Source organism: Cellulomonas sp. P5_E12, from assembly GCF_054049315.1.
In genome coordinates this window covers 106,297-130,926 of the sequence record NZ_JBFUMP010000010.1, presented here as the reverse complement: position 1 = coordinate 130,926, position 24,630 = coordinate 106,297, and the positions used below count along the sequence as shown (strand labels likewise).

Here is a 24,630-nt window from a genome sequence, read left to right as displayed (position 1 = left end):
CACCCCGCGTGGGTGCGGTCGCGTCCCCGGCGCAACGCCCACGCGCCCGCCCCGACCAGCGCCACGGCTGCGCCGCCGAGCACCGACGCGAGCGGCAGGGTCGCGGCGAGCACCACGCACCCGGTCAGCCCGAGGATCGCGACCGCGCGCGGCGGTCGGCCCTCGTCGGGCGCCATGTGCAGCGCGCTGGCGTTGGTGAGCGCGTAGTACGTCAGCACGCCGAACGACGAGAAGCCGATCGCTCCGCGCACGTCGAGGGTGGCGACGAGGACGACCACCACGGCCGCCACCGCGAGCTCGGCGCGGTACGGCACGGCGTGGCGGGGGTGGATCGCTGCGAGGTACGGCGGGAGCTCGTGGTCGCGTGCCATGGCGAGCGTCGTGCGGGAAACGCCGAGGATCAGCGCCAGCAGCGCGCCGAGCGAGGCCACGGCCGCCCCGACCTGCACCACGGGGCTCAGTGCGGCGAGCGACCCGGCCTCGACCACCGCGCGCAGCGGCGCCGTCGTCGCCGCGAGCCCGTCGGCGCCGACCGCGAGCAGAGCGCTGACACCGACGACGACGTACACGACCAGCACGATCCCGAGTGCGAGCGGGATCGCTCGCGGGATGGTCCGGCGCGGGTCGACCACCTCCTCGCCGAGCGTCGCGATCCGCGCGTAGCCGGCGAACGCGAAGAAGAGCAGCCCGGCCGACAGCAGGATGCCGCGCAGGTCCGAGCCGGGGAACGGGCTCAGGTGGGCGGTGGACGCGGTGCCGCCGGCCAGGGCGGCGACGACGACCACTGCCAGCGTCGCCAGCGTGAGCGCGACGATCGCGCGGGTGACCAGAGCCGACTTCTGCACGCCCCGGTAGTTGAGGGCGGTGAGCGCGACGACCGCGAGGACGCCGACCAGCCTCTCCTGACCCGGCGCGGCGTAGGAGGCGAACGTCAGCGCCATCGCCGCGCAGCTCGCCGTCTTCCCGACGACGAACGACCACCCGGCCTGGAACCCCCAGAACGGGCCGAGGCGCCGCCGGGCGTAGACGTAGGTCCCGCCGGACTCCGGGTGGACGGCCGCCAGCCGCGCCGACGAGGTGGCGTTGCAGAACGCGACGACCGCGGCGATCGCGAGCCCGATGAGCAGGCCCGACCCGGCGGCCTGGGCGGCCGGCGCGAACGCGGCGAAGACGCCGGCGCCGAGCATGGCGCCCAGTCCGATGACGACCGCGTCGGCGACCCCGAGCCGCCGGACGAGGGCGGTCACGCGCTGACGGCCTGGACGCCCAGCTCGTCGAGAAGCGTGAGGATCCGCCCGCGGATCTCGTCGCGGATCGGACGCACCGACTCGATGCCCTGCCCCGCCGGGTCCTCGAGCACCCAGTCCTCGTAGCGCTTGCCCGGGAAGTACGGGCACGCGTCGCCGCAGCCCATGGTCACGACGACGTCGGACGCCTGCACCGCCTCGGTGGTGAGCACCTTCGGCTGCTCGGCGCGGATGTCGATGCCGACCTCGGCCATGGCGGCGACGGCCACCGGGTTGACCTGGTCCGCGGGCATCGAGCCGGCGGACCGGACCTCGACGGCGCCGCCGGACAGCGAGGCGAGGAACCCAGCCGCCATCTGGGACCGGCCGGCGTTGTGGACGCAGACGAACAGGACGCTGGGCGTGGTCATGACTCTCCTGGGGTGTCGAGCGAGGTGAGCAGGCGGCGGACGCGGGTGTCGATGTCGGCCCGGATGGCCGCAACACCCTCGGGGGAGGCGAGGGAGGGGTCGCCGACGGCCCAGTCCTCGTAGCGGATGCCGGGGTAGACCGGGCAGACGTCGCCGCAGCCCATGGTCACGACGACGTCGGCGGCGCGGACGGCGTCGTCGGTCAGCGGCTTCGGAAATCCATCGGAACCCAGAGCCTCGAGCTCGGGTCGGACGTGGGCGTGGATCGCCGCCGCGGGCTTCGACCCTGCCGAGCGTGCCAGCACCGCATCGCCCGCGTAGTGCTGCAGCAGGGCGGCGGCCAGCTGGGAGCGCCCGGCGTTGGCCACGCAGACGAACAGCACCCGCGGGACGGTCGCGCCGCCCTCGATGCGCACCAGGTCGTCGAGCCGCTGCCTGGCGAACCGGTCCGTGAGCCCGACGAGCGGGGCGTGCTGCCCGGCGGTCCGCGCGAGTGCGGTCGAGGAGTCGCGGACCACGTCCCGGACCCGGGCCGGGTCGATGGTCGGGTAGCGCGGTGCGAGCGAGGCGGCGAGGTCGTCGAGCCGGCAATCGAGGTCGGGCTGAGGCAGGGAGCGGTCGGCCTCGACCTCGGCGAACGCCTCGAGGATCGCTCGCACCGCGGACCGATGGGTGGGGGCGATCCGGTACCAGACCCACGTCCCGCGCCGCTCGGCTGTCACGATCCCGACGTCCTTGAGCACCTTGAGGTGGTGGGACACGGTCGGCTGCGACACGTTGGTGAGCTCGCTGATGTCGAGGACGCAGGCCTCGCCCGACGGGCTCGCCGCGATGAGCGAGAGGGCGCGCAGCCGCAGCGGGTCGGCCAGTGCTTTCAGCGCCCGGGCCACGTCCTGCGCGGCGGGCGCGCTCATCGCGGCGGTCGAGGTCACCTGCCTATATTGATGAAAATCAATACAGCCGTCAACCCCGATCAGGCCGGCGCCGGCGCGTCCTGCTCGTCGGTGTGGGCGACGTGCCGCAGCTGGTGCCAGATGAGCACGACGAAGATCGCGGAGCCGACGAACGCGAACCAGAACGGCGCCGTCACGCCGTACCGCTGCGCGAGCACCCCGCCAATGGCCGCCCCGACCACCAGCCCGCCGAACACGCCGACCAGGTTGACGCTGCCCACCCGGCCCTGGAGCTCGGTCGGCACCGCCCGCTGCCGGATCGTCACCGACGTCGTCCCCCAGACGAACGCGTGCGCGCCGAACACGAAGAACACCACGAGCGCGAACCAGGCCGTCGTCGTCAGGGCGAGCGCGAGGTGGGTGAGGGTCTCGACGATGAGCCCGATGCGCATGAGGTTCGCCAGGCTGACCCGCCGCGTGATCCACCCGTAGGACACGGTGCCGACGAGGCCGCCGATGGCTCCCACGGTGGTGATGATCCCGAAGCCGACCGCCCCGAGCCCCAGGTGCTCGCGCGCGTAGAGGACGAGCACCGACCACGCGGCGCCGAACGTCACGTTGAAGATGAGGATGGTCAGCACCAGCGTGCGCACGGCGGCGTGGTGCCGGACCCAGCGGACGCCCTCGGCGATGTCGTGGCGGATGTGGGTGTCGGGTCGCTCGCTGCGGTGCGGTGGCAGTGCGATCCGGGAGATCAGGATCGCGCCCGCGGCTACCAGCAGGGCCTCCGCGGCGAACGGGAGCGCCTGTCCGGCGGCGAACAGCAGGGCGCCGAGCGGCGGCCCGATGAGCTGGTTGACGGTGACGAACCCGGCCTGGATGCGGCTGTTGGCCAGCGCGAGGTCGTCGCGCTGGACGAGCATCGGCACCAGCGTGCTGGACGCGTTGTCCGCGAACGTCTCGGCGGTGCCCAGCAGGAACATCGCGACGAGCACCAGCACGATCGACGCGACGTCCGTGGCCACGGCGACCGCGAGCAGCACGAGCACGACGGTCCGCAGGGAGTCGACCAGGATGACGAGCTTCCGGCGGTCCAGCCGGTCAGTCAGGGCGCCCGCCCACAGCCCGAACAGCAGCGGCGGCAGCCACTGCAGCAGCGCGGCCAGCGCGACGAGGAAGGCGTCCTCGGTCCGGCTCGCCACCAGCAGCGGACCGGCGGCGATGACGATGCCGTCGCCCAGGTTCGAGCTCCACGACGATGCGAGCAGCCACCGGAACCTGGTCCCGAGTCGCTGCGGGACGACGGTGTCGACGATCCGGCTCACAAGGGCGAGACGCTAGCCCCCCGCACCGGCAGAACGACAGTGCAATGCCGTGGGGTCAGACCCTGTCGCCGGCGGCGGTGCGGTACCACGAGAGGAACGCCTCGCCCGGGTCTCCGGCGTGCCGGCGGAAGGCGGACCGGTCCAGTGTCCGGGGGTGCAGGTTCAACCAGCTGGCCTTCGGCAGGCCGGGGATGCCGTGCGGGACCCGCACGTGGTCGCGCCGCGCGCTGCGGTCCTGCGACGTGAACCGGGCGACCTCGTACGCGGCGCCGTCGACCGACAGGACGAGCACCGGCCGGTCCTTGCTCCCGGGCCGGTCCTCGAACGGCACCTGCGCGAACCAGACCTCCCCGGGCCGAGGCCGCCGCGGTCGCGGACGGACGAGCCACCCGAGCGCGAGAACCGCCGCGATGATGCCGACGGTCGCCCAGGGGTGGTCGGCGGGCAGCTGGGCGATCTCACTCATGCGCGAAGAGTAGGCGGCATAGTGGACGTGACTCCGCAGACCCGAGCGAAGGAGCTCCCGTGGACTGGACCCTCGAAGTCGTCGTCGTGCCGGTGAGCGACCTCGCCGCCTCCATCGCCTTCTACCGCGACCAGGTCGGGTTCGACCTGGATCACGAGACCAAGAACGAGTTCATGCACGTCGCCCAGCTGACCCCGCGCGGGTCCGGCTGCTCGATCGTCATCGGCAACCTGCCCTCGCAGTCCGAGATGGCACCGGGCTCGCTGAAGGGCGTGCAGCTCGTGGTCGCCGATGCGGCGGCCGCCCGCGAGGAGCTCGTCTCGCGCGGCGTCGAGGCCTCGGAGATCACGGTGTTCGACGAGCGCGACGGCGGCACCTTCTTCGGCTTCAGCGATCCCGACGGGAACAGCTGGGCCGTGCAGCAGCTCAAGGTCCGCGGCGAGAAGCCGCTGATCCCGCACGAGGCGCGGGGCCGCTTCGGCGCGGAGTGAGTCGCGTCGTCTCGTTCTTGTTCCTGCCCGCCGCCTCCCCGCGCCCGCTGCGTGACCAGGATGGGCGCGGGAAGGAGATTGCGGGCCGTGCCCTCAGCCCAGGTTCAGCAGCTGCCCGAGGAGCGCCGCGGAGCCGAGGCCGACCACGATCCAGGCGAGCATGCTTCCCACCAGGTACACGACGTAGCGCCCGTGCTCGGCCCTCCCACGGCCCCAGCGAGGCGCCGGCGCCCAGCGCACGGTCTCGATCAGGTCGGCGACGCGCCGTGACGGCTGCATCGACGAGGGCGTGTGCGTGACGGCGGACATCGGAGGCTCCTTGTGGGTGCGGCGATCGGTGGTCGGGGTTGCCGACACGACCATCGTCCCGCGAGCCGGCCCCACCCGAACAGGGCCGAAAGCCCCAGGCGGTCATGTCGAGGGATCGAGGAGCGCCTGGAACGGTGCCGTCGGCACGACGCCCTGGACCGCCCGCGCCAGCTCGTCGTCGAGCGTCACCAGGAAGTCGGCCTGCAGCTGCGTGAGGGCGACGTACTCGGCGCGGTATGTCGACTCCCAGCCGAGCCGGTCGGCCACCTTCCACGCGACGTCCCGCAGCACGGCGTCCCCGAGCAGGCGGATCCTCAGCTTCCCGACCCGCGCCAGCCGGTCCCGCGCCACGGCTGCCGGCAGCTCACTGCGCTGGACGGCCTCGTGCATCGCGGACAGCGCCTGCGACCGCAGCAGGGTGGGCGCGAGCAGCTGGTGGACGGCGGGAACCTGGGTGCCCGTCTCCGCGAGTCGCAGGGCGGCACTGGCGTCGACGACGAACCTGGTCATCGGGACCTCACATCGGGGAGCGGTCAGGTTGATCCCGGCATCGTCGCACCGGCCGCCGACAGGGACGGCGCGGCGTACGGTCGGCGGGTGACCAGCACCCTCGTGATGCGGACCCTGAGCGGGTTCCACCGTGCGGTCGTCAAGGTGAGCGGCGGCCGGCTCGGCGGCGCCCTGCTCGGGCTGTCGTCGATCGAGCTCATCACGGTGGGGCGCCGGTCCGGCAAGGCCAGGGTGTCGATGCTCACCGTGCCGGTGCGGGTCGGGTCGGCGCTCGTGGTCGTGGCGTCGGCCGGCGGGGACGATCGTCATCCGGCCTGGTTCCTCAACCTCGTCGACGACCCGCACGTGCAGGTCGCCGTCTCTGGCGGCCCCGCGCGGCCGATGCTGGCGCGGGTGGCGACGCCCGAGGAGCGCGCGGAGCTGTGGCCTCGGGTGACCGCGGCGCTGTCGAACTACGCGGAGTACCAGACACGGACGTCGCGCGTGATCCCGCTGGTCCTGCTGGAGCCGCCGTGACCAGCGCTCCGAGCCGCGGCGGCGCGGCGTACTGGGACGGCCAGGCGTCGACCTACGACCGCACGACCGCGTTCCTCGAGCCGCGGCTGTTCGCACCCGCGCGGCGGTGGATCGCCGACCGCGTCTCCGGCCGGACGCTCGAGGTCGCCGTCGGCACCGGCGCGAACCTGCCGTACTACGCCGAGCGCGTCACCGACCTGACGCTCACGGACGTCAGCCCGGCGATGCTGCGGGCGGCCGCCGCCCGGGCGGCGTCGTTGCACGTGCCGGCCCGGACCCTGCAGTCCGATGCGGCCGACCTGGATCTACCCGACGACGCGTTCGACACGGTCGTCTGCACGCTCGCGATGTGCTGCGTCGCCGACGAGCTCGCCGTCCTTCGCGAGGTGGCGCGGGTGCTTCGACCCGGCGGGCGTCTGCTCATGGCCGACCACGTCGAGTCGTCGGCCGCCCTCGGGCGCGGTGTCCAGCGCGTGCTCGACCGCGTGACCTCGGACGAGGCCGGCGAGCACCACCGGCGGCGGCCGCTGCTGCTGATGGAGGCCGCGGGGCTGCGGGTCACCGAGACCGAGGCGTCGCGGTGGAGACTCGTCGAGCGACTCTCTGCGACGAAGCCCTGATCCGCCGCGCTCGAGGACGCAGACCGCGGGCGTGACGGGCGTCTCGCAGCGACCTTCGCGTCTGCGACTCGGGATGAGCGCCGCAGAACGGACGTGGTGCCCTAGTCTCGGCGCATGCTCATCCTCGGCCTGATCCTCTTCGGGATGCTTATCGGCGCCCTCGCCCAGCTCATCCTCGGCAAGGGACGCAAGGGCATCGACTGGACCATGGCGATCATCGCGGGCCTCGTCGGCTCGTTCGTCGGCGGCCTGCTCGCCAGCCTCATCGCCGGTGACGGCCTGGAGCTGCGGGCCAGCGGCATCATCGGCTCGATCGTCGGCGCGCTGATCATCACGGCGATCTGGCGCTTCAGCGGCGGCCGCTCGAGGGCCTGACGACCGGTCAGCGCCCATCTGCACGAGAGCGCGTCGGGTCACCATCTGTTGGGCGGAGCCCGGGTGCGCGGGTTGACACGGTGGCGTCGGTTCGCCGCACCCAACCGAGTCCATCCAGCGTCGGCGCGCTACGGAGCCGCTGTGGCCGGCTCGTCGATCACCGCGCCCTCGTGCCGCAGCAGGTCGCCGGGCTGGCAGTCGAGCACCTCGCAGAGGGCCTCGAGGGTGCTGAACCGGACGGCCTTGGCCCGGCCGTTCTTGAGCACCGCGAGGTTGGCCGGCGTGATGCCGACCCGGTCGGCCAGCTCCCCGACGGACATCTTGCGACGGGCCAGCATGACGTCGATGTCGACGACGATCGCCATCAGATGACCTCGTCCAGCTCGGCCCGCAAGGTCGCCGCCGTGGTGTCCAGCGCGACCGCCTTGGCCAGCAGCACCCGCAGCACGAGCACGAGCAGCGCGATGCCGGCGGTGCCGACGCCCGCGATCACGACGACCATGACCATGCCCGGCGGGACGGCCTCTCCGGGTGCGAGGACGAAGGACAGCGCGACCGCCAGGAGCGTAGCCGCGACGGCGGAGCCGATGATGGCGTCGACGGAGCGGAACGCCGCGGGGCTGAAGACCGTGTCCCGCCGGACCATGGTGAGCAGTCGCCAGATGCAGACGAGCGCGACCTCCACCGTGAGGACGCCGAGGATGCCGATGACGACGACGGCCCAGCGCAGGAAGACGAGGTCGGGGGCCTCCTCGGCGATGTCGATGCCGAGCAGCGGGAAGAGCATGACCTGCAGGAACAGCATCCCGGCGAACATCAGCACGATCAGCCCGCGCAGCGCGAGAACGGTCAGGCGGCCCATGGGTACCCTCGATTCACCTATCGATTAACGACAGGAATCTATCGTTTCTCGCAGAGTGTGACAAGCGTCGTCGGCATCCTCATCGACGGAGGCCGCCGGACGGTCAGCCCGCGGCGGCGTGCAGCAGCTGGTCGAGGGCGGCTGCGACGGCCCCCGGGTTCTCCTGCAGGGCCATGTGCCCCGCGTCGGGGATCAGCTCGAGGCTCGCGCCCGGGATGGCCGCCGCCGTGTCGCGGGCCAGGTCGACGGGCAGCAGCTGGTCGCCCAGTCCGTGGACGACCGTGACCGGGCAGGTGATCTCGGGCAGGAGCGGGCGCGAGTCGTGGCGGTCGATGCACGCCCGCAGATGACGGACGAAGGCATCCGGGCCGACCTCGTGCGCCAGGCGGCGCCAGGTGTCGAGGAGCTCGGCGTCGTCCCGGTGGCTCGGGTCCACGAGGACCGGGAAGGCGCCGTCGACGACGGCCGCATACCGCCCGTCCCGCGTCGCGGCCGCCTGCGCGCGGCGGCCGGCGATCTGGTCGGGCCCGTCCGGTCGGGCGGTGGTGCTCACGAGGCCGAGCCCAGAAACCCGCGACGGCGCTCGCCGCACGACCTCCAGCGCGACGTAGCCGCCCATGCTCACGCCGACCAGGGCGAACCTGTCCGGAGCCGACCGCAGCAGCCGGTCGGCCATCGCGCCGATCGAGTCGTCGCGACGGGTGTCGGCCACAGTCACGGCACCGTGAGCCCAGAGCGCCGGCAGAACGTGGCCGTAGACGCCCGCCGAGCAGGCCAGTCCCGGGACGAGGATCGTGTGCACGAGTGTCATCGAAGCTCCTCGCTCGAGCGGCGACTCGGACTCGACGGACCGTACGCGCGAGCTCTGACACTCACCTGGCACCGGCGGCGGTGTGCGTCGACCGGCGGATCGCTGGTCGACGGTCTGGGCCCGCCTACTGCTCGGCCACGACCCGCTCGAGCCAGTCCGTCAGCAGGGTGGCCACGAGGCCCGGTCGGTCGAGGTGCACGTTGTGGCCGCCGGCGTCCAGCGTCGCGAACGTCGCGCGGGGGTAGTGCTCGACCCGCGCCCAGGCATCCACGTACCCGACGACGTGGTCCTGGCGTCCCGTGACGACGAGACAGGGCTGGGTGAACGGCTCGGGCGAGGCGTCCTCCGGCTCCTGGTCGAGGGCGTAACGCTCCGCGATCCGGGCGAGCCCGTGCTGGTCGGCGGCGCGCAGCCCGGGCACGGCGTGCTGGCGGAACGCCCTGGCGTTCGCCGGGCTCTGCACGACCGCCATCTGCGCGTAGTCCTCGTCGCCGTCCGCGGCCGCGGGGTCCGCCACCAGCACGGTCCTCGACGGCACCGTGCGCCGGTCGTGCTCGGCGACGAACACGCCGGCCAACGTCGCCAGGCCGAGCACCTGCGGTCGCAGTTCGTGTGCCACCCGCCGGGCGATCATGCCGCCGAACGAGCTGCCGACCAGGGCGAACGGCCGGTCCCCGACGCGGCCGCGGATCTCGTCGGTGACCGCCCGTGCGACGTCCTCCGCGCTCGCGACGTCGGCGACCGCCGTGCCTCCGTGCCCGGGGAGATCGATGTAGAGCCGCGTCCAGCCCTCGAACACCGGGTCCAGCGGCAGCAGGAGCCGGTGGTCGACGCCGAACCCGTGCATAAGGACCACGGGCGTTCCCGATCCGCGCTCGATGACGTGCATGCCGGCACCGTAGAGGTCACCGGTGACAGGAGTGCACCGGGAGCGGGCGTTTCTCGATCACGGACCTCATGTCGAGAGCTGCTCGTCGGGTGCAGGGCTAGCGACCGGCCGACAACCGGGCCACCTGCGCGTCGAGGTAGCGACGCTCCGCCACGTTGGTCGCCCGGCCCGCCGCGCGCCGGTAGTGCCGGAGGGCGAGGTCGGTCTCGCCCGCGCGCTCGTGCAGGTACGCGCGCAGCTGGTCGACGCGGGGCAGGGCGTCGTCAAGGCCGTCCAGGATCGCGAGCCCCGCGGCCGGGCCGTGCACCATCCCCGCCGCGACCGCCCGATTGAGCGTCACCACGGGGCTGCCGGTCATCCGCTCCAACAGCTCGTACAGTGCGAGGATCTGCGGCCAGTCCGTCGCGTCGGCGCTGGTGGCCCGGTCGTGGATCGCCGCGATCGCGGCCTGCAGCTGGTACTCGCCCACAGCGCCGCGACCGATCGCGCCGTCGAGCAGGGCGGTCCCCTCCGCGATCCGCGCGTGGTCCCACAGGCTCCGGTCCTGGTCGGCGAGCGTCACCGGTGCGCCCGACGAATCGGTCCGGGCCGGTCGGCGGGCGTCGGTCAGCAGCAGGAGCGCGAGCAGGCCGGTGACCTCGGCGTCGTCGTCGGCCGCATGCAACAGCCGCGCGATCCGGATCGCCTCGTCGGACAGGTCGACGCGCGTGAGGTCCTCGCCGGCGCTGCCCGTGTAGCCCTCGTTGAACATCAGGTAGAGCACGCGCAGCACGCTGCGCAGGCGGTCAGGGCGCTCGTCGGGCCCGGGCATCGAGAACTGCTCGCCCGCGACCCGCTGCTTCGCGCGGCTGATGCGCTGCGCCATGGTCGCGTCGGGCACGAGGAACGCGCGGGCGATCTCGGTGGTCGTCAGCCCGCCGACGGCGCGCAGCGTCAGCGCGATCGCGGAGGTGGGCGTGAGGACCGGGTGGCAGCACAGGAAGAGGACCGCGAGGGTGTCGTCCTCCTGCGCGCCGACGCCGACCGCGGGCTCGGTCGCGACCCGGATCTCGCGGTCGCGCCGTGCGGTGTCGCTGCGCCACCGGTCGACCATCCGCCGCGACGCCGTCTGCACGAGCCACCCGCGCGGCTGCTCCGGGACGCCGTCGGCCGACCAGCGCGTGGCAGCCAGGATGAGCGCCTCCTGCACCGCGTCCTCCGCGGCGTCGAAGTCGCCCCACCGCCGCGCGAGCGTGCCGAGGACCTGCGGCGCGAGCTCGCGTAGCAGGTCCTCGACGTGGCTCGGGACGTTCAGCGAGGGTTGCTCGCCGTCTCGAGGAACGCGTTCATCTCCTGGACGTCGGACGGACCGTCCTCCATGATCCGGCGCACCTGGATGGGCTGCTGGGTCGGGATGCCGCCGCGACCGGGAACCGCGGACACCAGCCCCGCGATCTCCAGCGCACGTGCCTCGGTCTCCGTCTCGACGATCTGGTAGCCCGCGACCCACTCCTTGAACTCCTGGAACGGGCCGTCGGTGACCACCGTCGTGGCGCCGTCCGACGTGACCACCTTGGCCAGGTCCGGGCCCGTGAGGATCTCCCCGCCGACCAGCTCGCCGCTCGCCTCGAGCTCCCGGTTCAGCCGCCCGTAATAGTCCAGGTGGGCGGCGATCTCCTGGTCGGTCCACTCCGACATCGGCGCGTCGTCAGGACCGCTCTGGAAGTCCACGATCAGCAGGTACTTGGCCATGATGCTCCTCCTTCGTCGTGCCCAGATTGGCACCTTCACTCGTCGAACGGAGCCGTCCGGCATTTCTCTACACGGGACGCAGGAGTAGTTTCCCGCCATGGACCCGACGTCCTCGACCCACATGCCCGGCCGGCTCGTGCCCGCGAGCGGCGGACACGTGCCCGTGCGGGTGCGCGGGTTCCTCGAGGCGGCGGCGCCGCTGCGCGCGGGCCGCTCCGAGCGCGGGTTCGCCGTCGAGCTGGCCCGCTCCGAGCACGACGTGGTCAAGGTCCTCGACGGCCCGACCGTCCTGGGGTTCCTGCCGCCGGCCTGGTCGCAGACGGTCGACTTCGAGCTGTGGTCGTGCGAGCAGGCGGGGGAGGCGGCCCTGGCCCGGGCCGTGCTGGAAGGCGTGCCGGGCGAGCGCGACCTCTTCGTCATGCTGGACTGGCGGCGCCCGCGGGCGTGACGCCCAGGGGTCGTCGTCGCGGTGGCGCTGCGTCTCGCGTCGGGCCTGCCGGACGTGCTCCGGCGGGAGCGCATGACGCCGGAGCGACATCGGCTCGGATGGTCTCGTGCGCGCTGCGTCGGCATCCTGGACCGGTGACCTTCCGCCAGCGACGAGACCCGCGCCCGGCTGCCAGGCGGCGCGGCGACCACGGTCGCTGATGCGAGCCGTACCCCGGTCCTCGGCGGCGCAGAGCCGGTTCGCCGTGGTGGCGCTCGCCGTGTCGCTCGTCTTCACCGAGTTCCTGGCGGGGATGCAGCGCTACCTGTCCCAGACCGTGCTGCCGCTCGTCGCCTCGGAGCTCCACGGTGCCCATCTGTACGGCCCCCTCGACGCCGCCGCGCAGGCCCCGATGTTCCTGACGATGCCGCTGGGGGCGTGGCTGCTCTCTCGCTACACCGTCGGCCGGCTGATGGTGCTCTTCACGATGGTGACCGTCGCCGGGGCCGTGCTGTGCGCGACGGCCCAGACCATGGGGGTCTTCATCACCGGTACGGCGGTCCGGGCTCTCGCGGCGGGCGCGCTGGCGACGGTCGGCATGGGGGCGATCAGCCGGGGGCTCCCGCCGAGGTACCGCCAGCTCGTCCTCGCGGGGATGTCCGGCGTCTGGCTCTTCTCGTCGGTGCTGGGGCCGGTGTACGCCGTATCCGTCGCGTCGACGCTCGGCTGGCGGTGGGCGATGGTCCTGTACCTCCCCGTCCTGCTGGCGGCCCGGTTCGTCATCGCCCGCTACATGCCCGAGCGCACGGACGAGGTCGCGCAGGAGAAGGCGCCATGGGCATGGGCGATCCTGCTGGCGATCGGGTCCGTGGTCCTCTCGCTCCCGCTCGGCGTGTGGTCGGTCGCGGCCGTGGTCGTGGGCGGCGGCCTCATGCTCCGGGCCACCGCTGCGATCCTCCCCACCGGAACGTTCCGTGCCCGCGACGGCCGGCGCGCCGCGCTGACGGCGCTCCTAATGACGGCCGCGGTGTTCTTCGGCGCCTCGATGGTCCTGTCGGTCGTCGCGCACGACGCCCTGGGGCTCGACACGGTGCACCTCGGGTTCGTCATCGCGGCCCCGGGGTTCCTCTGGGCGGTCGCGGCGTTGTGGACGGGCTCGCACCCGGCGCTGGACGACCGGGCGTTCCGACGCCGCGCCGTTCCTGCAGGGACGACGATCGGCGCGGGAGTCGCGGTGCTCCTCGCCACGACGCTGCTGGTGGGCGATGCGTCGACCTCGTTCGTCGGCCTCCTGCTCGGAGCCGCGCTCCTCGGGGCGGGGATGGGCTCGCTGTACCCCGACCTGCTCGGTCGTAGCCTCAGCACGCCCGACGCCGACGACGGCATCTCGCAGGACCGGATGGCGGCGGCGGTGGTGGTCGCGGAGTCGGTGGGCCTTGCCTTGGCGACCACAGCCGCGTACGTGTGGCTGGGCACCGGCTTCGGCCTCGTCGACTCCCCGATCCAGCGCGCCCAGCTGCTCTACGCGGCGCTGATCCCCCTGGCGGTCGTCATGGTGCACCGGCTCGCCGCCGCGGGGCGCTCAACTCGCTCTCGTCTGCCGTCGACGGCGCTCGACGCCTGAGCGCCGGTATCAGCGTCGGCGCTCGGTGGCATTCGGTCGGCCACAGGCTCGCCGCGGGCACGTCGTCGGCGACGATCGCGCCGGCGGCGATCACGGCGTCGCGACCGACGCTGGCGCCGGGCAGGATCGTCGCCCCGGCGCCGATCCACACGCTCCCCGCCACGTCGATCGGGGCGCCGTCAATGGCCTGGAACACATCGCACGATCCCCTCCCGTGAGGGCGTCCCCGCCGAGACACGCCCGCGCAGCGACCGGAGCGGCGGTCACGGCAGCCATACTCGCCCGATGGAGCACTCCGACGCGCCGACCCGAAGGATCGACTGGCGTGAGGTGGTCGTCGTCGTCCTGCTCTCCGTGACGACGATCCTGACGGCGTGGGTGGGCTTCCAGGCGAGCAAGTGGGGCGGCGCGATGTCGATCTCGTTCAGCCAGGCGTCGACCCAGCGGATCGTGGCGACGCGACTGGAGGGGGTCGCCAACCGCAAGACCACGGTCCAGGTGACTCTGTTCTCCCAGTGGGCCTCCGCCTACGCGGCGAACGACATGGTCCTCGCGGACTTCTTGTCGGAGCGGTTCCCCGAGCCGCTCGCGACAGCGTTCCCCGTCTGGCTGACCTCGAAGCCTCTGCAGAACACGGACGCCGCGCCGTCGCCCTTCGACCTGCCGGAGTACAAGATCCCCGAGCTCGCCGAGGCCAAGGCGGCCGACGCGCGAGCGGACGCGAAGTTCGAGCAGGCGCTGAGGAACAACCAGCGCGGCGACAACTACACGGTGCTGACGGTGGCCTACGCCGCGGTGCTGTTCTTCGCGGCGATGTCCGGGCGGATGAAGTCCACCCGCGGCGGGGACGTGCTGCTGGGGCTGTCCCTCGTGCTGTTCCTGGTCACGTCGTCGTTCCTCATCGCCTACCCGAAGCTGGTCTAGCCCACCCCCACGGCGTTGTCGGTGGGTGCTCGTACGGTGGCGTGATGACCGTCCGACCATTCGTCGTCGACGTGCCGCAGCCGGTTCTCGACGACCTGCGCGACCGCCTCTCGCGCACCCGCTTGCTCGACGACTCGCCGCGCCGCCCGGCGTCCGGGATGACCGCCGCGTACCTGAAGGACCTCGTCGGGTCGTGGCAGGCCTTCGACTGGCGCGCGCGGGAGGCGTGGCTGAACGAGCACCCGCAGTTCCTCGCGGACGTCGACGGCGCGACGCTGCACTTCGCCCACCTGCGCTCGTCGACGCCCGACGCACCGGCACTGCTCGTGATGCACGGCTGGCCGCACACCTTCGCGCTGCAGCTCGACTTCGCCGACCTGATCCCGGACTTCGACGTGGTCGTCGTGAGCCTGCCCGGCTTCGCGTTCTCGCCGCCGCTGGACGAGCCGATCACCGAGGAGCGGCTCGCCCAGCTGGTGCACGCGCTCATGACCGACGTCCTGGGCTATTCGAGGTACCTCACCTACGGCGAGGACCTCAGCGCGAACGTGAGCGACCTCGTCGCCGCGACGCACCCCGAGGCGGTCGCCGGGATCGTCGTCACGCACGCGCACTTTCTGACCCAGGAGGAGCAGGCGGCGACGACGGACCCCACCGAGCGCGCCTTCTACGACGGCATGGCGGCGGGCTGGTACCAGCAGGCCGGGTACGCGCACATCCAGGGCACCAGGCCCGACACCGTGGCGGCCGCGCTGAACGACTCACCGGCCGGACTGCTCGCGTGGATCGCCGAGAAGCTCGTCGAGTGGAGCGACACCCCACCCGGGGACCCGGCGGCCATCGAGCGGCGCATCTCGCGGATGCGGATCCTCACCGAGGCGACCCTCTACTGGGCGACGCAGTGCATCGGCACGTCGTTCCGGCGCTCCTTCGACGGCGCGGACGCGGTGATCCCGCCGGTCGAGGTGCCCGCCGCCGTCTTCGTCCAACGGCACGAGCACGACAACCCGGAGTCGGTCGCGCGGCGGTTCTACCGCGACCTGCGCGTGTTCGAGCGGCTTCCCGAGGGCGGCCACTTCGCCGTCGCCGAGGTGCCGGAGGCGATGGCGGAGCGGGTGCGACGGTTCGCTCGCGAGCTGCACCCGGCTGGGTGAGCGAGCGGCTGGCGAGTCGCTGACCCAGTCGTTCACGTCGATCGCGGTGGGGCTCGCGATCGGGGACGGGTTGCTCACGCTCGACGCTTCACGCGGATAGGTGGACGGGAAGATCACCGAGATCGACATCGTCCGTCACCCTGACCAGCTCGCGGCCGTCGAGCGCTGGGTCTCCGGGACGTGAGCGTGCGACGAACCGCCGGCCCGCCCCCGCGGCGGTTCGGGTGATCTCGCTCACCTTCCGGTCGATCGGGTGCTTTCAGGTCGCACCATGAAGCGCAAGCGGTCCGACGCCCCGCTGGCCGCCACCCTCGTGGGAGGTGTGCCATGGCCCAGGACGACACGACGCTTCACTGCGGTGAGTGCCGGACCCGATACCCCGTCGGTCGACTCGCCCGCGAGTGCGAGCTGGCGCACGGCGTTCGTCTGGTCTTCGACAACTCGAGCTTCTGGATGGGTGCCGGCGACACCGGACCTCGCTACTCCCAGGCACGCGGCTGATCGCACGACATCAGCGACGGGCCCCGTGAGTGGCATCCCACGCGAAGTGGCTGACCGCTGACTCGCGCCCCGCCAGCGAGCGGTAGAAGGCGAGCGCGTCGGCATCGTCCTCGTCGGCGGGGACGAAGATCTCCGCGACGCCTGCTTCCGCAGCCTGAGCGCGGAGCTCGGCCATCAGCCGCGCGCCGATGCCCTGCCGGCGAAAGTCTGCGTGGACCGCGAGGTCGTAGACGAAGAGCTCCGCAGACGCCGACCGGGTCATCGGGATGGTGTGCGCGGTGATCCCGCCGACGATGCGATCCCCCTCGAACGCGGCGACGGCCCAGAAGGAGCTCGAGGACAACAGCTGGTCGACGTAATCGTCGCTGAGCTGCTCGGCCGGCTCGTCGAACGCCTCGGCCATGACCGCGAACATCTCGCGAGCATGACGTTCGTCGCCCGGGGCGAGGCGCCTGGTTGCCGAGAGGCCCATGGCTCCAGCATCGCGCACATCCCGTGCCCCGAGCAGCGGCCGCGGCGGTCCTCGGGGGTGGTGAAGCCACCGGCGAGGTCCTAGCCGGCAGCCCGGCGCAGCATCATCGCGTCGAACTCGGGGTCGGGCATGAGCTCCCGGACCTCTTGGGCACAGCGGCAGCCGACGGCGATCTTGGCCGCCCACTCCAGCGCCTCCTCGCGCGTGGCCACGTCGACGACAGCGAACCCGCCGATGACCTCCTTGGTCTCCGGGTACGGGCCGTCGGTGACCACCCCGTCTGTGGCGACGATGCTCGCCCGCTGCCTCTGCAGCCCGGCGCCGAACACCCAGACGCCGGCCTTCACGGCCTCCTCGACCACCTCGTGCGAGGCCGTGCCCACGTCGGGCCAGTCCTCGTCGGGGATGTGGTCCATCGCGCCGTCGTTGAACGAGATCAAGTACTGCGTCATCGCACGACTCCTTGCCCGGCGGCCTCGTGTGGCGGCCTCTCACCTGTTCTACGAACGCCTCGTCGCGGATCCGACGCTGTCCCTGACCTTCCTTTCACGGACCGCCGGTAGGAACCTGCGGGTGATGTCGCTGCCGGCATCCCGTCTCGAGACCACGGAGGGGACTCATCGCAGGCCCCTGAGCAGCGCCGCGGCGTCGTCGTTCTCGGGGTCGAGGTCGACGGCCCGACGCAGGAGCTCGGTCGCCGCGCCGGAGTCGCCGTCCACCAGGTGCGCCCAACCGGTCATCGCCCACGCCTGCGACGAGTCCGGTCGGACCGTCGTCCACACGTCCAGGAGAGGTCGGACCAGCTCGGGGCGGTGCAGCTCGATGGCGCCCCAGACCGCGTCCTCGAAGTGCACGTCGTCGACGTCGGCGCGGGCGGGGGAGGCGTGCTCCAGCCGGTGGAACATCTCGACCGCCGCCTCCTTGCCGCCGGCGTCGAGGGCCGCCGCCACGGGCACGGTGATCGGCTGCAGCCGCGCGTCGATCTCGGTCGCGTCCGTCGGGAGGTCCAGCGCCAGGTCGAGCGCGGCGCTCACGACGGCGCGGTTGGGGGCGGTGTTGGAGTTCGCGAGCACCACGACGCCGGTCCCGCGGTCGGGGATCAGGGCGAGGCGTGAGTTGAAGCCGGGATCGGCGCCGCTGTGGCCCACCATCCGGTGCCCGCGGTAGGTGCCGAGGAACCATCCCAGGCCCACCGCCTCGCTCCACGGTGGGTCCCCGACCTCCGCGTGCGGCTGCCACATCCGTTCGGCTGTGCCCGCGTCCGCCAAGGTGGCCAGCATCCACCGGGACAGCTCGGCGACGCTCGAGTGCAACGTCGAGCTCGGCGCGTGTCGGCGGGTGTAGGGGTAGGCGTCGGTCGGGACGACCAGCGGCGCCCCGACGTGCGGCGAGGAGCCGAGCTCCGACGCGACGTCCGCGCGCAGGAACGTGCTGCGTGCCATGCCGGCCGGGTCGAGGACGAGGTCCTTCATCGCAGCCTCGAACGTCCGCCCGGTCACGGTGGCGACCACGTGCCCGAGCACCTCGTACCCGACGTTGCAGTAGGCGAACTCGGTGCCGGGGTCGGTGGTCAGGCTCTTCACGGACAGGCCGCGGACGAGCTCGGCCAGGGCGTCGTCGCCCAGCTGGGGATCGTGCCACCCGTAGTCGGTGACGTCCGGGATGCCGCTGGTGTGGGTGAGCAGGTGACGCAGGGTGAGCTCGGTCTGACGACCGTCGGCCAGGGTCAGCTCAGGTATCCACCGGACGACCGGGGCATCGAGGTCGAGCAGCGGCTCGCTCCGCTCCGGTCCGGCGGTCGCGAGCCCGACCACGGCCGCCGCGACGAACGGCTTCGACACCGAGGCCAGGTGGAACAGCGTGTCCGGCGTGACGGGACTGCCGGTACGCAGGTCGCGCGTCCCGAACCCCCGCGCAAGGGCGACCTCGCCGTCCTGGACCACCGCGACGGCGAGTCCTGCGAGTCCGTTCGCCTGCATGAGCTGCGCGATCAGGGGCCAGAGCGAGGTCTCCGCGCGGCGCTCCAGAGAAGTCACTCGAACCTCCTCGTGCCGCGACGGCCTCGGTCAGCAGCGAGCGTTGCCCTCGCGAAGTCCAGGGCAGGGTGTCTCTGAATGGTGGCACGCGCGGCCCGCGCCCTGCGTGGCGGAACTCATCCGAGTCGGTCCACGAGCTCCAAGCGCATGACCGGCCGACTCGGGTACGTGCGGCCGATCTCGTGGAAGCCGGCCGCCTCGAACATGGCGAGCGTGCCGGTGAACACGGCCGAGCCCGAGACCGTGGCGGCGCGGAGCCTGCCGACGTCGACAGGGTGGCCCTCGACGGCCGACGCTCCGTGTCGGCGGGCGTGCGCGACGGCGGCCACCAGCAGGGCCGTCCCGACGCCTTCGCCGCGGTGCTCACGGCGAACCGCGAAGCAGGTCACCCACCACGCCGCTGGATCATCGTCGAGAAGGCGTTGCAGCGCTCGGTTCGTCATGATCCCCGGCAGGGTCGCGCGCGGAACGACGCGGGACCACCCCGCAGGGCTGCCGTCGACGTACGCGACGAGACCCACAGGGATGTCGGCCGCCTCGACCTCTCGGCGCCGCTCCTCGCGATTGCTCGGCTGGTCGTGCGTACGAAATCGCTGGCACCAGCATGAGTCGGGTGTGGACGCGCGAACGCCGAACGCCGCGACGACGTCGGACCAGCGATCCGCCGTCGCGGTCTCGACGCGAATCCGGGCGCCGGTCATGGTCGACGGACCGGGCCTGCGGTCGCCGCGATCACGAGCGGGACCAGTCGGGGTGGGCGCGGACACCTTCGCCGGCTGCCACCGCCCGGCTGGCGGCGCGGCCGGCGGCGCGCAGCAGCGGCTCGATGCGACTCTCGGGCAGACCGTCGGCGGGCACGATCATCCCGATCGCCGCCACGACCCGGCCGTGCCGGTCGCGCACCGGGACACCCACTGACACGACGGGCGACGTCGGCCGGCGCAGCACGGCGACGTCGGTGCGGCGCACCTGCGCGACTTGTTCCCGGAGCTCGGCGCCCGACGGTCGAGGTGACTCGAATGTGGGCCAGCGGTAGTCCCCCTGCTCGATCAGCGACTCGAGCAGCGTGCTGCCACCGGCGGCGAGGAGCACCATGCCGGCGGCCGTCGGGACCAGCGGCACATGCCCCCCCACGTAGTAGTGCACGGGAAGCACCTCCTGGCCGTCCCGGCGGTCCAGCACCACGGCCTCGTCGTCGTCCCGGACGACGAGCTGGACGTGCTGGCGGGTGACGGCGACCAGGTCGTCGAGGAGGGGAGCCACGGCGCCGCGGAGCGAGACGGTGGGTTCGGCGAGCGAGGCGAGCTCCCACAACCGCAACCCGACGCCGAACGTGCCCGACGGGTCCCGGTCGAGCATGCCGAGGGCGACCAGCTGGGAGGCCAGTCTGCTCGCGGTGCTGATCGGCAGTTCGGCGCGTGCCGAGATCTGTCCGAGCGAGAGGTGGCGGTTGTCGTCGTCGAAGGCCTCGAGGATGCGCGCTGCCCGGCGCAGGACGGCCTCGCCCTGGGGCGGACGATGGCCACGCGCGCGGGCTGGTGGGGTGTCCGGGCTCTCGTCCACCGGCCTCCTCCGTCCGTCGCGCTGAACTCCGACGATTTCCATTCAATGGAAAGCAGTATGCGGCGCCGACCGTCCTCGCCGCACCCTCGTCACCACGGCGCGCACCGCCTCCCGCAGGTCGCCCGAATGCCCCGCATCGACGAAGGAGTCGCCATGCACGACCTCGAGCCCCACCCCGTGATCGAGAACCCACCGTCCGGCGTGCCGACGGCCGGCCGACGCCCCGGTGCGCGGTTCCACCTGCTGCTCGCAGCCGGCGTGTTCACGGTGAACGCCGCGCTGCTGACGGCGTCGATCCTCACGCTGTCGCTCAAGGCGACGCAGATCGACCCCGAGCACGCCACCTCGATCCTGTCCGTCGCGGCCGCCGTCGGTGCCGTGTTCACGATCATCGGCTACCCGCTCATGGGACGGCTCAGCGACCGGACGCTCGGCAGGTTCGGCAGACGACGCCCCTACCTCGTCCTGGGCGCGGCACTCATCGGCGCCGGCGCGCTGCTGATGGTCGCGGCGGCCACCACCCCCGTCCTCGTCGCCGCGCACGTGCTGCTCAGCATCGGCTACGTGACCTCGCTGGTCGCAGCCTCCGCCCTGGTGCCGGACCAGGTCGTCGCCGAGCACCGCGGTCTCTCCTCGACGATCGTCGGGCTCGGGACGCCCGTGGGTGCGCTGCTCGGTCTGTTCGTCGCGCAGCTGGTGCAGCCCGACCTCACCGCGATGATCGCGCTGCCCGCCGGGCTCGGCGTGATCGGCAGCCTCGCACTGGCACTCGGGGTGAAGGACGCACCGCTGTCGCCTGAGCTGCGCCCGCCACTGGCGCTCCGCGACCTCGCGGGCACGTTCTGGGTCAGCCCGCGGCGTGCGCCCGCCTTCGCGTGGGCGTGGGTCAGCCGGATCCTCATCTTCCTCGGCGTCGCCGCGGTCAACGCGTACCAGGCGTTCTACCTGATCATGGTCCAGCACGTGGACCCCTCCGAGGTCGCCGGCAAGATCTTCCTCGCGACCCTGCTGCTCACCGGCGCCTCGCTCCTGCTCGCGCCGATCGCCGCGCGGATCTCGGACCGGATCGGCCGTCGCAAGCCGTTCGTCCTCGTCGCGGCGGTGGTCTTCGCGGTGGGCCTCGGTCTCGTCACCACGGCGTCCTCGTTCGAGCAGTTCCTCGTCGCGATCACCGTCATGGGCGCCGGTCAGGGCGTCTACCTCGCGGTCGACTTCGCGCTGGTCACCCAGGTCCTGCCCGACCCCGAGAACCCCGCCAAGGACCTCGGGATCATGAACCTCGCCAACACGCTGCCGTCGTCCATGGTCCCCGCTCTCGCCCCCGCGCTGCTCGCGATCGGCGCTGCCGAGGGCCAGCAGAACTTCACGGCGTTGTTCGGCTTCGGTGCGATCGCGGCCGTGCTCGGCGCGCTCGCGGTCCTGCCCATCCGCGGCGCGCGCTGACCTCGCCCGAGCCGGTCGTGCCGCCTCGTCCACCCGCTACCCCACAAGGAGCAACCATGCCCCCCACCTACCCCGAGACGTTCCTGTGGGGCGTCGCGAGCGCCGGTCACCAGGTCGACGGCAACGACATCATGAGCGACACCTCGTTCCTCGAGCAGGTCGAGCCCACGGTGTTCGTCGAGCCCAGCGGCGACGCGTGCCGCAGCTGGGAGCTGTGGCCGCAGGACCTCGACCTCGTGGCGGCGGCCGGCCTGACGTCGTACCGCTTCTCCGTGGAGTGGGCGCGCACCGAGCCGGAGGACGGGCGTCCCGACTCGGCCGGGCTCGACCACTACGACGCGATGGTCGACGGCTGCCTCGCCCTGGGCCTTGCCCCCGCGATCACGCTCAACCACTTCACGTCGCCGCAGTGGTTCGCACGAGCGGGCGGCTGGCTCTCACCCGATGCGCCGAGCCGGTTCGCCGACCACTGCACCAGGGTCATGGAGCGGCTGGGGGACCGCGTCGCTCTCGTCGTCACGCTCAACGAGCCGAACCTGCCGGCGACGCTGCTGTGGGGCGGCCTGCCCGACAGCGTCGTCGACCTGCAACGCCGGACGCTCGAGGCCGCGTCCCGCGCCGCCGGAGTGCCGCGGTTCCGCTCCGCCAACGTCGTCGTGCCCGAGGAGCGGCTGGCGATCGAGGACGGCCTGGCGCTCGGGCACGTCGCAGCGCGGGCCGCGGTCCGGGCGGCCGCGCCCGATGTGCCGGTCGGCCTGGCCATCGCCGTCGTCGACGACGTGGCACTCGACGACGAGGGCGCGACCCTCGTGTCCCGCAAGCGAGCTGACTGCTACGAGCGGTGGCTCGAGCTCGCCGCGGGCGACGACTTCATCGGCGTGCAGAACTACGAGCAGGTCGCGCACGACCGCACCGGACCGGTGCACCCGGTTGGGGCAGCCGCGGTGAACCAGATGGGAACACCCGTGGTACCCGAGTCGCTGGGGGGCGCCGTCCGCTACGTCCACGGGGCGAGCGGGCTGCCCGTCGTCGTCACCGAGCACGGCATCGCCACCGCTGACGACACGGTGCGTGCCGAGTTCCTGCCACCGGCGCTCGAGAGCCTCGATTCCGCGGTGGCCGACGGCGTCCCGGTGCTCGGGTACTACCACTGGACATTGCTGGACAACTTCGAGTGGATCTTCGGGTACCGCTTCCAGCTGGGTCTGCACACTGTGGACCGGGTGACGGGTCGCCGGACGGCCAAGCCGAGCGCCGCCGTGCTCGCGGACGCCGTCGCCCGACGGCGGGCCGGGGTGCCCGTGGGCTGACCGGCGCGGCGTCGTCGGAGCGGGCTGCCGAGGGCCGCGAGCGGTTCTGTCGTGGACACTGGGTGCCAGCAACGTGAGCGTCGACAAGGAGTCAACCGTGCCTGAGGGAACAGTCCGCTGGTTCGACGCCGAGCGGGGGTTCGGCTTCCTCTTCCTCGGGGACGACGCCGAGGACCTGTTCGTGCACGCGTCCGAGATCATCGGTGATGACGGGCCGAGGCTGCTCCGAGAAGGGCAGGTCGTCGAGTTCGAGCTGGGCGAGGGGGACCGCGGACCGCAGGCCCGCCGAGTCCGGGTGACGGGCGACCACGCCCCCGACGCACCCCTGGGCGTGCTCGGCACGGTCTCCTGGTACGAGCCCGGCAAGGGATACGGCTTCATCACGCCCGACGGCGGTGGTGCGGAGATCTTCGTGCACAGCTCGGCCATCGTGGGCGGCGGCGTGATCTCGGAGGGGCAGCGGGTGGCGTTCCTCATCGTCGACGGGGAGCGAGGGCCGCAGGCCGACCACCTGCTGCCGCTCGGGCCCGAGGCCGTCGGACGACCTCAGGCGTCTGACGGAGCGGACGGCACCGTGTCCTGGTACGACGGCGAGAAGGGCTTCGGGTTCGTCACACCCGACTCGGGCGGCGAGGACCTTTTCGTCCACGTCCGAGCGCTGCCCGGCGGCGTGACCGAGCTGTCCGAGGGCGATCGCGTGACCTACGACGTCGGCACGAGCGAGAAGGGACTGCAGGCGCGCAACATCCGACTCGTCCGGGGAGCGCCCGTCGCGCCAGAGCGCAGTCGGTCGGCGGCCCCCTCGAGCGAGTCCGGCGGCTCCGTGCGCGGCGGCGAGGGCGTGGTCGCCCGGTACGACACGGAGCGCGGATTCGGCTTCATCACCCCGGATGCGGGGGGTGCGGACCTGTTCGTGCACGTGTCGGTCGTACGGGGCGCCGAAGGGCTGCAGGAGGGCGATCGGGTCCGGTACAAGGTGCGCCAGAGTGATCGGGGACCGCAGGCCGACAGCGTCGAACGGGTGTGAGCCAGGCTGAACCGCCTCGTCGGCGAGCGATCGTCTGGGTACGTCCTATCGCGTGAACCTGACGTGGGTCGTGCCGCTCTCGGCCACTTCCGTCGTCACCTTGTGGGTGAGCTCGAACCCTTGCAGGTGGTCCCAGAGTCGATTGCCCTTGCCGAGGACGATCGGAGCGACCATGAGGTGCAGATTGTCGACCAAGCCGGCACGCAGGAAGTCGCGTGCGGTGCTGTACCCGCCGCCGACGCGCACGTCTCGGCCGTCGGCAGCCGCGCTCGCCTCGGCGAGCACGTCCTCGATGGCGCCGTCGCGGAAATGGAACGTCGTTCCACCCTGCATGGGGATGGGCGGACGCGGCGCCGTGTGGGTCAGTACGTAGACCGGGGTGCCGAAGGGTGGCTCGTCCCCCCACCAGCCCTTCCACTGCGGATCGTCGGGGAACGAGTGCAGGCCGAACATGCTCGCGCCCATGATCTCGGCGCCGATGCCCTCGAAGAAGGCGGCGGCGTAGGAGTCGTCGACGCCGCTCGTGCCGGCGCCGCTGGTGTCCCCGAAGACGCGCTCGCGGAACGTCCGGGTCGCGGCATAGGCGGCCGTGAGGCGCCCCCAGTCCTCGCCCATCGGATTCTCGGAGTCGTCGCCGGCGATGGGGGTGTAGCCGTCCAGCGAGATGAACAGGTCCATGCGCACGCGGGTCATG

Annotated in this window: 31 protein-coding genes; 11 read left to right on the top strand and 20 right to left on the bottom strand. The window is 72.4% G+C overall.

The window, feature by feature from the left end:
* The 5 genes from ACXJKA_RS10795 to ACXJKA_RS10775 form a co-directional block, all read right to left on the bottom strand.
* The coding region (locus ACXJKA_RS10795) for an APC family permease (protein WP_456825201.1) at nucleotides 1-1,187 on the bottom strand (1,187 nt) is incomplete at its 3' end.
* 56 nt (nucleotides 1,188-1,243) lie between these two features.
* Nucleotides 1,244-1,657, bottom strand: a complete 414-nt coding sequence (locus tag ACXJKA_RS10790) for an arsenate reductase ArsC (RefSeq protein ID WP_456825190.1) — start codon at nucleotides 1,655-1,657, stop codon at nucleotides 1,244-1,246.
* A complete protein-coding gene (locus tag ACXJKA_RS10785; RefSeq protein WP_456825200.1) occupies nucleotides 1,654-2,571 on the bottom strand; it encodes a metalloregulator ArsR/SmtB family transcription factor in 918 nt (305 codons plus the stop codon). Before ACXJKA_RS10785 ends, ACXJKA_RS10790 begins: the two co-directional genes overlap by 4 nt.
* Nucleotides 2,572-2,630: 59 nt before the next feature.
* Complete coding sequence (locus ACXJKA_RS10780) at nucleotides 2,631-3,875, bottom strand: MFS transporter (protein WP_456825189.1); 1,245 nt, start codon at nucleotides 3,873-3,875, stop codon at nucleotides 2,631-2,633.
* Between the two features lie 55 nt (nucleotides 3,876-3,930).
* Nucleotides 3,931-4,341, bottom strand: coding sequence for a type II toxin-antitoxin system PemK/MazF family toxin (locus ACXJKA_RS10775; protein WP_456825188.1), 411 nt, complete (start codon nucleotides 4,339-4,341; stop codon nucleotides 3,931-3,933).
* 59 nt (nucleotides 4,342-4,400) lie between these two features.
* Here ACXJKA_RS10775 and ACXJKA_RS10770 point away from each other — a divergent pair, with 59 nt between their 5' ends.
* The gene (locus tag ACXJKA_RS10770; protein ID WP_456825187.1) at nucleotides 4,401-4,832 is read left to right on the top strand and encodes a VOC family protein; all 432 of its coding nucleotides are present in this window, start codon (nucleotides 4,401-4,403) and stop codon (nucleotides 4,830-4,832) included.
* A 93-nt stretch (nucleotides 4,833-4,925) separates the two neighbouring features.
* Here the strand turns inward: ACXJKA_RS10770 and ACXJKA_RS10765 are convergent, their stop codons facing one another.
* Entirely contained in the window at nucleotides 4,926-5,141 is a 216-nt protein-coding gene (locus ACXJKA_RS10765) for a chemotaxis protein CheW (RefSeq protein WP_456825186.1), read from the bottom strand.
* Nucleotides 5,142-5,243: 102 nt separating this feature from the next.
* Complete coding sequence (locus tag ACXJKA_RS10760; RefSeq protein WP_456825185.1) at nucleotides 5,244-5,651, bottom strand: type II toxin-antitoxin system VapC family toxin; 408 nt, start codon at nucleotides 5,649-5,651, stop codon at nucleotides 5,244-5,246.
* An 87-nt stretch (nucleotides 5,652-5,738) separates the two neighbouring features.
* On the opposite strand from ACXJKA_RS10760, the gene ACXJKA_RS10755 reads away from it, so the two are divergent.
* The 3 genes from ACXJKA_RS10755 (at nucleotide 5,739) to ACXJKA_RS10745 (ending at nucleotide 7,162) form a co-directional block, all read left to right on the top strand.
* On the top strand, nucleotides 5,739-6,167 hold the full coding sequence (locus ACXJKA_RS10755; RefSeq protein WP_456825184.1) for a nitroreductase/quinone reductase family protein: 429 nt from the start codon (nucleotides 5,739-5,741) through the stop codon (nucleotides 6,165-6,167).
* On the top strand, nucleotides 6,164-6,787 hold the full coding sequence (locus ACXJKA_RS10750) for a methyltransferase domain-containing protein (RefSeq protein ID WP_456825183.1): 624 nt from the start codon (nucleotides 6,164-6,166) through the stop codon (nucleotides 6,785-6,787). The genes ACXJKA_RS10755 and ACXJKA_RS10750 overlap by 4 nt, the downstream gene beginning before the upstream one ends.
* Nucleotides 6,788-6,901: 114 nt before the next feature.
* Nucleotides 6,902-7,162: a GlsB/YeaQ/YmgE family stress response membrane protein gene (locus ACXJKA_RS10745; RefSeq protein WP_456825182.1), complete on the top strand. Its 261-nt coding sequence runs from the start codon at nucleotides 6,902-6,904 to the stop codon at nucleotides 7,160-7,162.
* Between the two features lie 128 nt (nucleotides 7,163-7,290).
* Here the strand turns inward: ACXJKA_RS10745 and ACXJKA_RS10740 are convergent, their stop codons facing one another.
* The 6 genes from ACXJKA_RS10740 to ACXJKA_RS10715 all read right to left on the bottom strand — a co-directional run bounded on the left by ACXJKA_RS10740 (nucleotide 7,291) and on the right by ACXJKA_RS10715 (nucleotide 11,455).
* Nucleotides 7,291-7,527 (bottom strand): helix-turn-helix domain-containing protein, encoded by a 237-nt coding sequence (locus ACXJKA_RS10740; RefSeq protein ID WP_456825181.1) that lies wholly within the window; start codon nucleotides 7,525-7,527, stop codon nucleotides 7,291-7,293.
* Entirely contained in the window at nucleotides 7,527-8,024 is a 498-nt protein-coding gene (locus tag ACXJKA_RS10735) for a DUF2975 domain-containing protein (RefSeq protein ID WP_456825180.1), read from the bottom strand. The genes ACXJKA_RS10740 and ACXJKA_RS10735 overlap by 1 nt, the downstream gene beginning before the upstream one ends.
* Before the next feature lie 103 nt (nucleotides 8,025-8,127).
* Nucleotides 8,128-8,835, bottom strand: a complete 708-nt coding sequence (locus tag ACXJKA_RS10730; protein ID WP_456825179.1) for an alpha/beta fold hydrolase — start codon at nucleotides 8,833-8,835, stop codon at nucleotides 8,128-8,130.
* A 124-nt stretch (nucleotides 8,836-8,959) separates the two neighbouring features.
* Nucleotides 8,960-9,724, bottom strand: a complete 765-nt coding sequence (locus ACXJKA_RS10725) for an alpha/beta fold hydrolase (protein WP_456825178.1) — start codon at nucleotides 9,722-9,724, stop codon at nucleotides 8,960-8,962.
* Between the two features lie 97 nt (nucleotides 9,725-9,821).
* Complete coding sequence (locus ACXJKA_RS10720) at nucleotides 9,822-10,991, bottom strand: RNA polymerase sigma factor (protein WP_456825199.1); 1,170 nt, start codon at nucleotides 10,989-10,991, stop codon at nucleotides 9,822-9,824.
* Between the two features lie 23 nt (nucleotides 10,992-11,014).
* Entirely contained in the window at nucleotides 11,015-11,455 is a 441-nt protein-coding gene (locus tag ACXJKA_RS10715; protein WP_456825177.1) for a YciI family protein, read from the bottom strand.
* A gap of 97 nt (nucleotides 11,456-11,552) precedes the next feature.
* Here ACXJKA_RS10715 and ACXJKA_RS10710 point away from each other — a divergent pair, with 97 nt between their 5' ends.
* Together ACXJKA_RS10710 and ACXJKA_RS10705 are read left to right on the top strand one after the other, a co-directional pair.
* Nucleotides 11,553-11,903 (top strand): hypothetical protein, encoded by a 351-nt coding sequence (locus ACXJKA_RS10710; RefSeq protein ID WP_456825176.1) that lies wholly within the window; start codon nucleotides 11,553-11,555, stop codon nucleotides 11,901-11,903.
* Between the two features lie 199 nt (nucleotides 11,904-12,102).
* The gene (locus tag ACXJKA_RS10705) at nucleotides 12,103-13,506 is read left to right on the top strand and encodes an MFS transporter (protein WP_456825175.1); all 1,404 of its coding nucleotides are present in this window, start codon (nucleotides 12,103-12,105) and stop codon (nucleotides 13,504-13,506) included.
* Here ACXJKA_RS10705 and ACXJKA_RS10700 read toward each other — a convergent pair.
* Nucleotides 13,433-13,657 carry a hypothetical protein gene (locus ACXJKA_RS10700; protein WP_456825174.1) on the bottom strand — a complete coding sequence of 75 codons (225 nt, stop codon included), beginning with the start codon at nucleotides 13,655-13,657 and terminating at the stop codon, nucleotides 13,433-13,435. The genes ACXJKA_RS10705 and ACXJKA_RS10700 overlap by 74 nt on opposite strands.
* 134 nt (nucleotides 13,658-13,791) lie before the next feature.
* Here ACXJKA_RS10700 and ACXJKA_RS10695 point away from each other — a divergent pair, with 134 nt between their 5' ends.
* Nucleotides 13,792-14,430, top strand: coding sequence for a hypothetical protein (locus ACXJKA_RS10695; RefSeq protein WP_456825173.1), 639 nt, complete (start codon nucleotides 13,792-13,794; stop codon nucleotides 14,428-14,430).
* A gap of 44 nt (nucleotides 14,431-14,474) precedes the next feature.
* Entirely contained in the window at nucleotides 14,475-15,584 is a 1,110-nt protein-coding gene (locus ACXJKA_RS10690; protein ID WP_456825172.1) for an epoxide hydrolase family protein, read from the top strand.
* Between the two features lie 511 nt (nucleotides 15,585-16,095).
* Here ACXJKA_RS10690 and ACXJKA_RS10685 read toward each other — a convergent pair.
* From ACXJKA_RS10685 to ACXJKA_RS10665, 5 genes are all read right to left on the bottom strand, one after another.
* Nucleotides 16,096-16,557, bottom strand: a complete 462-nt coding sequence (locus tag ACXJKA_RS10685) for a GNAT family N-acetyltransferase (RefSeq protein WP_456825171.1) — start codon at nucleotides 16,555-16,557, stop codon at nucleotides 16,096-16,098.
* A gap of 80 nt (nucleotides 16,558-16,637) precedes the next feature.
* On the bottom strand, nucleotides 16,638-17,009 hold the full coding sequence (locus tag ACXJKA_RS10680; RefSeq protein WP_456825170.1) for a YciI family protein: 372 nt from the start codon (nucleotides 17,007-17,009) through the stop codon (nucleotides 16,638-16,640).
* 165 nt (nucleotides 17,010-17,174) lie between these two features.
* Nucleotides 17,175-18,593: a serine hydrolase gene (locus tag ACXJKA_RS10675; protein WP_456825169.1), complete on the bottom strand. Its 1,419-nt coding sequence runs from the start codon at nucleotides 18,591-18,593 to the stop codon at nucleotides 17,175-17,177.
* A gap of 116 nt (nucleotides 18,594-18,709) precedes the next feature.
* Nucleotides 18,710-19,294 (bottom strand): GNAT family N-acetyltransferase, encoded by a 585-nt coding sequence (locus tag ACXJKA_RS10670; protein WP_456825168.1) that lies wholly within the window; start codon nucleotides 19,292-19,294, stop codon nucleotides 18,710-18,712.
* A gap of 31 nt (nucleotides 19,295-19,325) precedes the next feature.
* On the bottom strand, nucleotides 19,326-20,156 hold the full coding sequence (locus ACXJKA_RS10665; protein WP_456825167.1) for an IclR family transcriptional regulator: 831 nt from the start codon (nucleotides 20,154-20,156) through the stop codon (nucleotides 19,326-19,328).
* 153 nt (nucleotides 20,157-20,309) lie between these two features.
* Between ACXJKA_RS10665 and ACXJKA_RS10660 the strand changes: the two genes are divergently transcribed.
* The 3 genes from ACXJKA_RS10660 (at nucleotide 20,310) to ACXJKA_RS10650 (ending at nucleotide 23,936) form a co-directional block, all read left to right on the top strand.
* A complete protein-coding gene (locus tag ACXJKA_RS10660) occupies nucleotides 20,310-21,599 on the top strand; it encodes an MFS transporter (protein WP_456825166.1) in 1,290 nt (429 codons plus the stop codon).
* A 56-nt stretch (nucleotides 21,600-21,655) separates the two neighbouring features.
* Nucleotides 21,656-22,909: a family 1 glycosylhydrolase gene (locus tag ACXJKA_RS10655; protein WP_456825165.1), complete on the top strand. Its 1,254-nt coding sequence runs from the start codon at nucleotides 21,656-21,658 to the stop codon at nucleotides 22,907-22,909.
* 97 nt (nucleotides 22,910-23,006) lie between these two features.
* A complete protein-coding gene (locus ACXJKA_RS10650) occupies nucleotides 23,007-23,936 on the top strand; it encodes a cold-shock protein (protein WP_456825164.1) in 930 nt (309 codons plus the stop codon).
* A gap of 45 nt (nucleotides 23,937-23,981) precedes the next feature.
* On the opposite strand, the gene ACXJKA_RS10645 is transcribed toward ACXJKA_RS10650, so the two are convergent.
* On the bottom strand, nucleotides 23,982-24,629 hold the full coding sequence (locus tag ACXJKA_RS10645; protein WP_456825163.1) for a dihydrofolate reductase family protein: 648 nt from the start codon (nucleotides 24,627-24,629) through the stop codon (nucleotides 23,982-23,984).
* Between the last annotated feature and the right edge of the window lies 1 nt (nucleotide 24,630).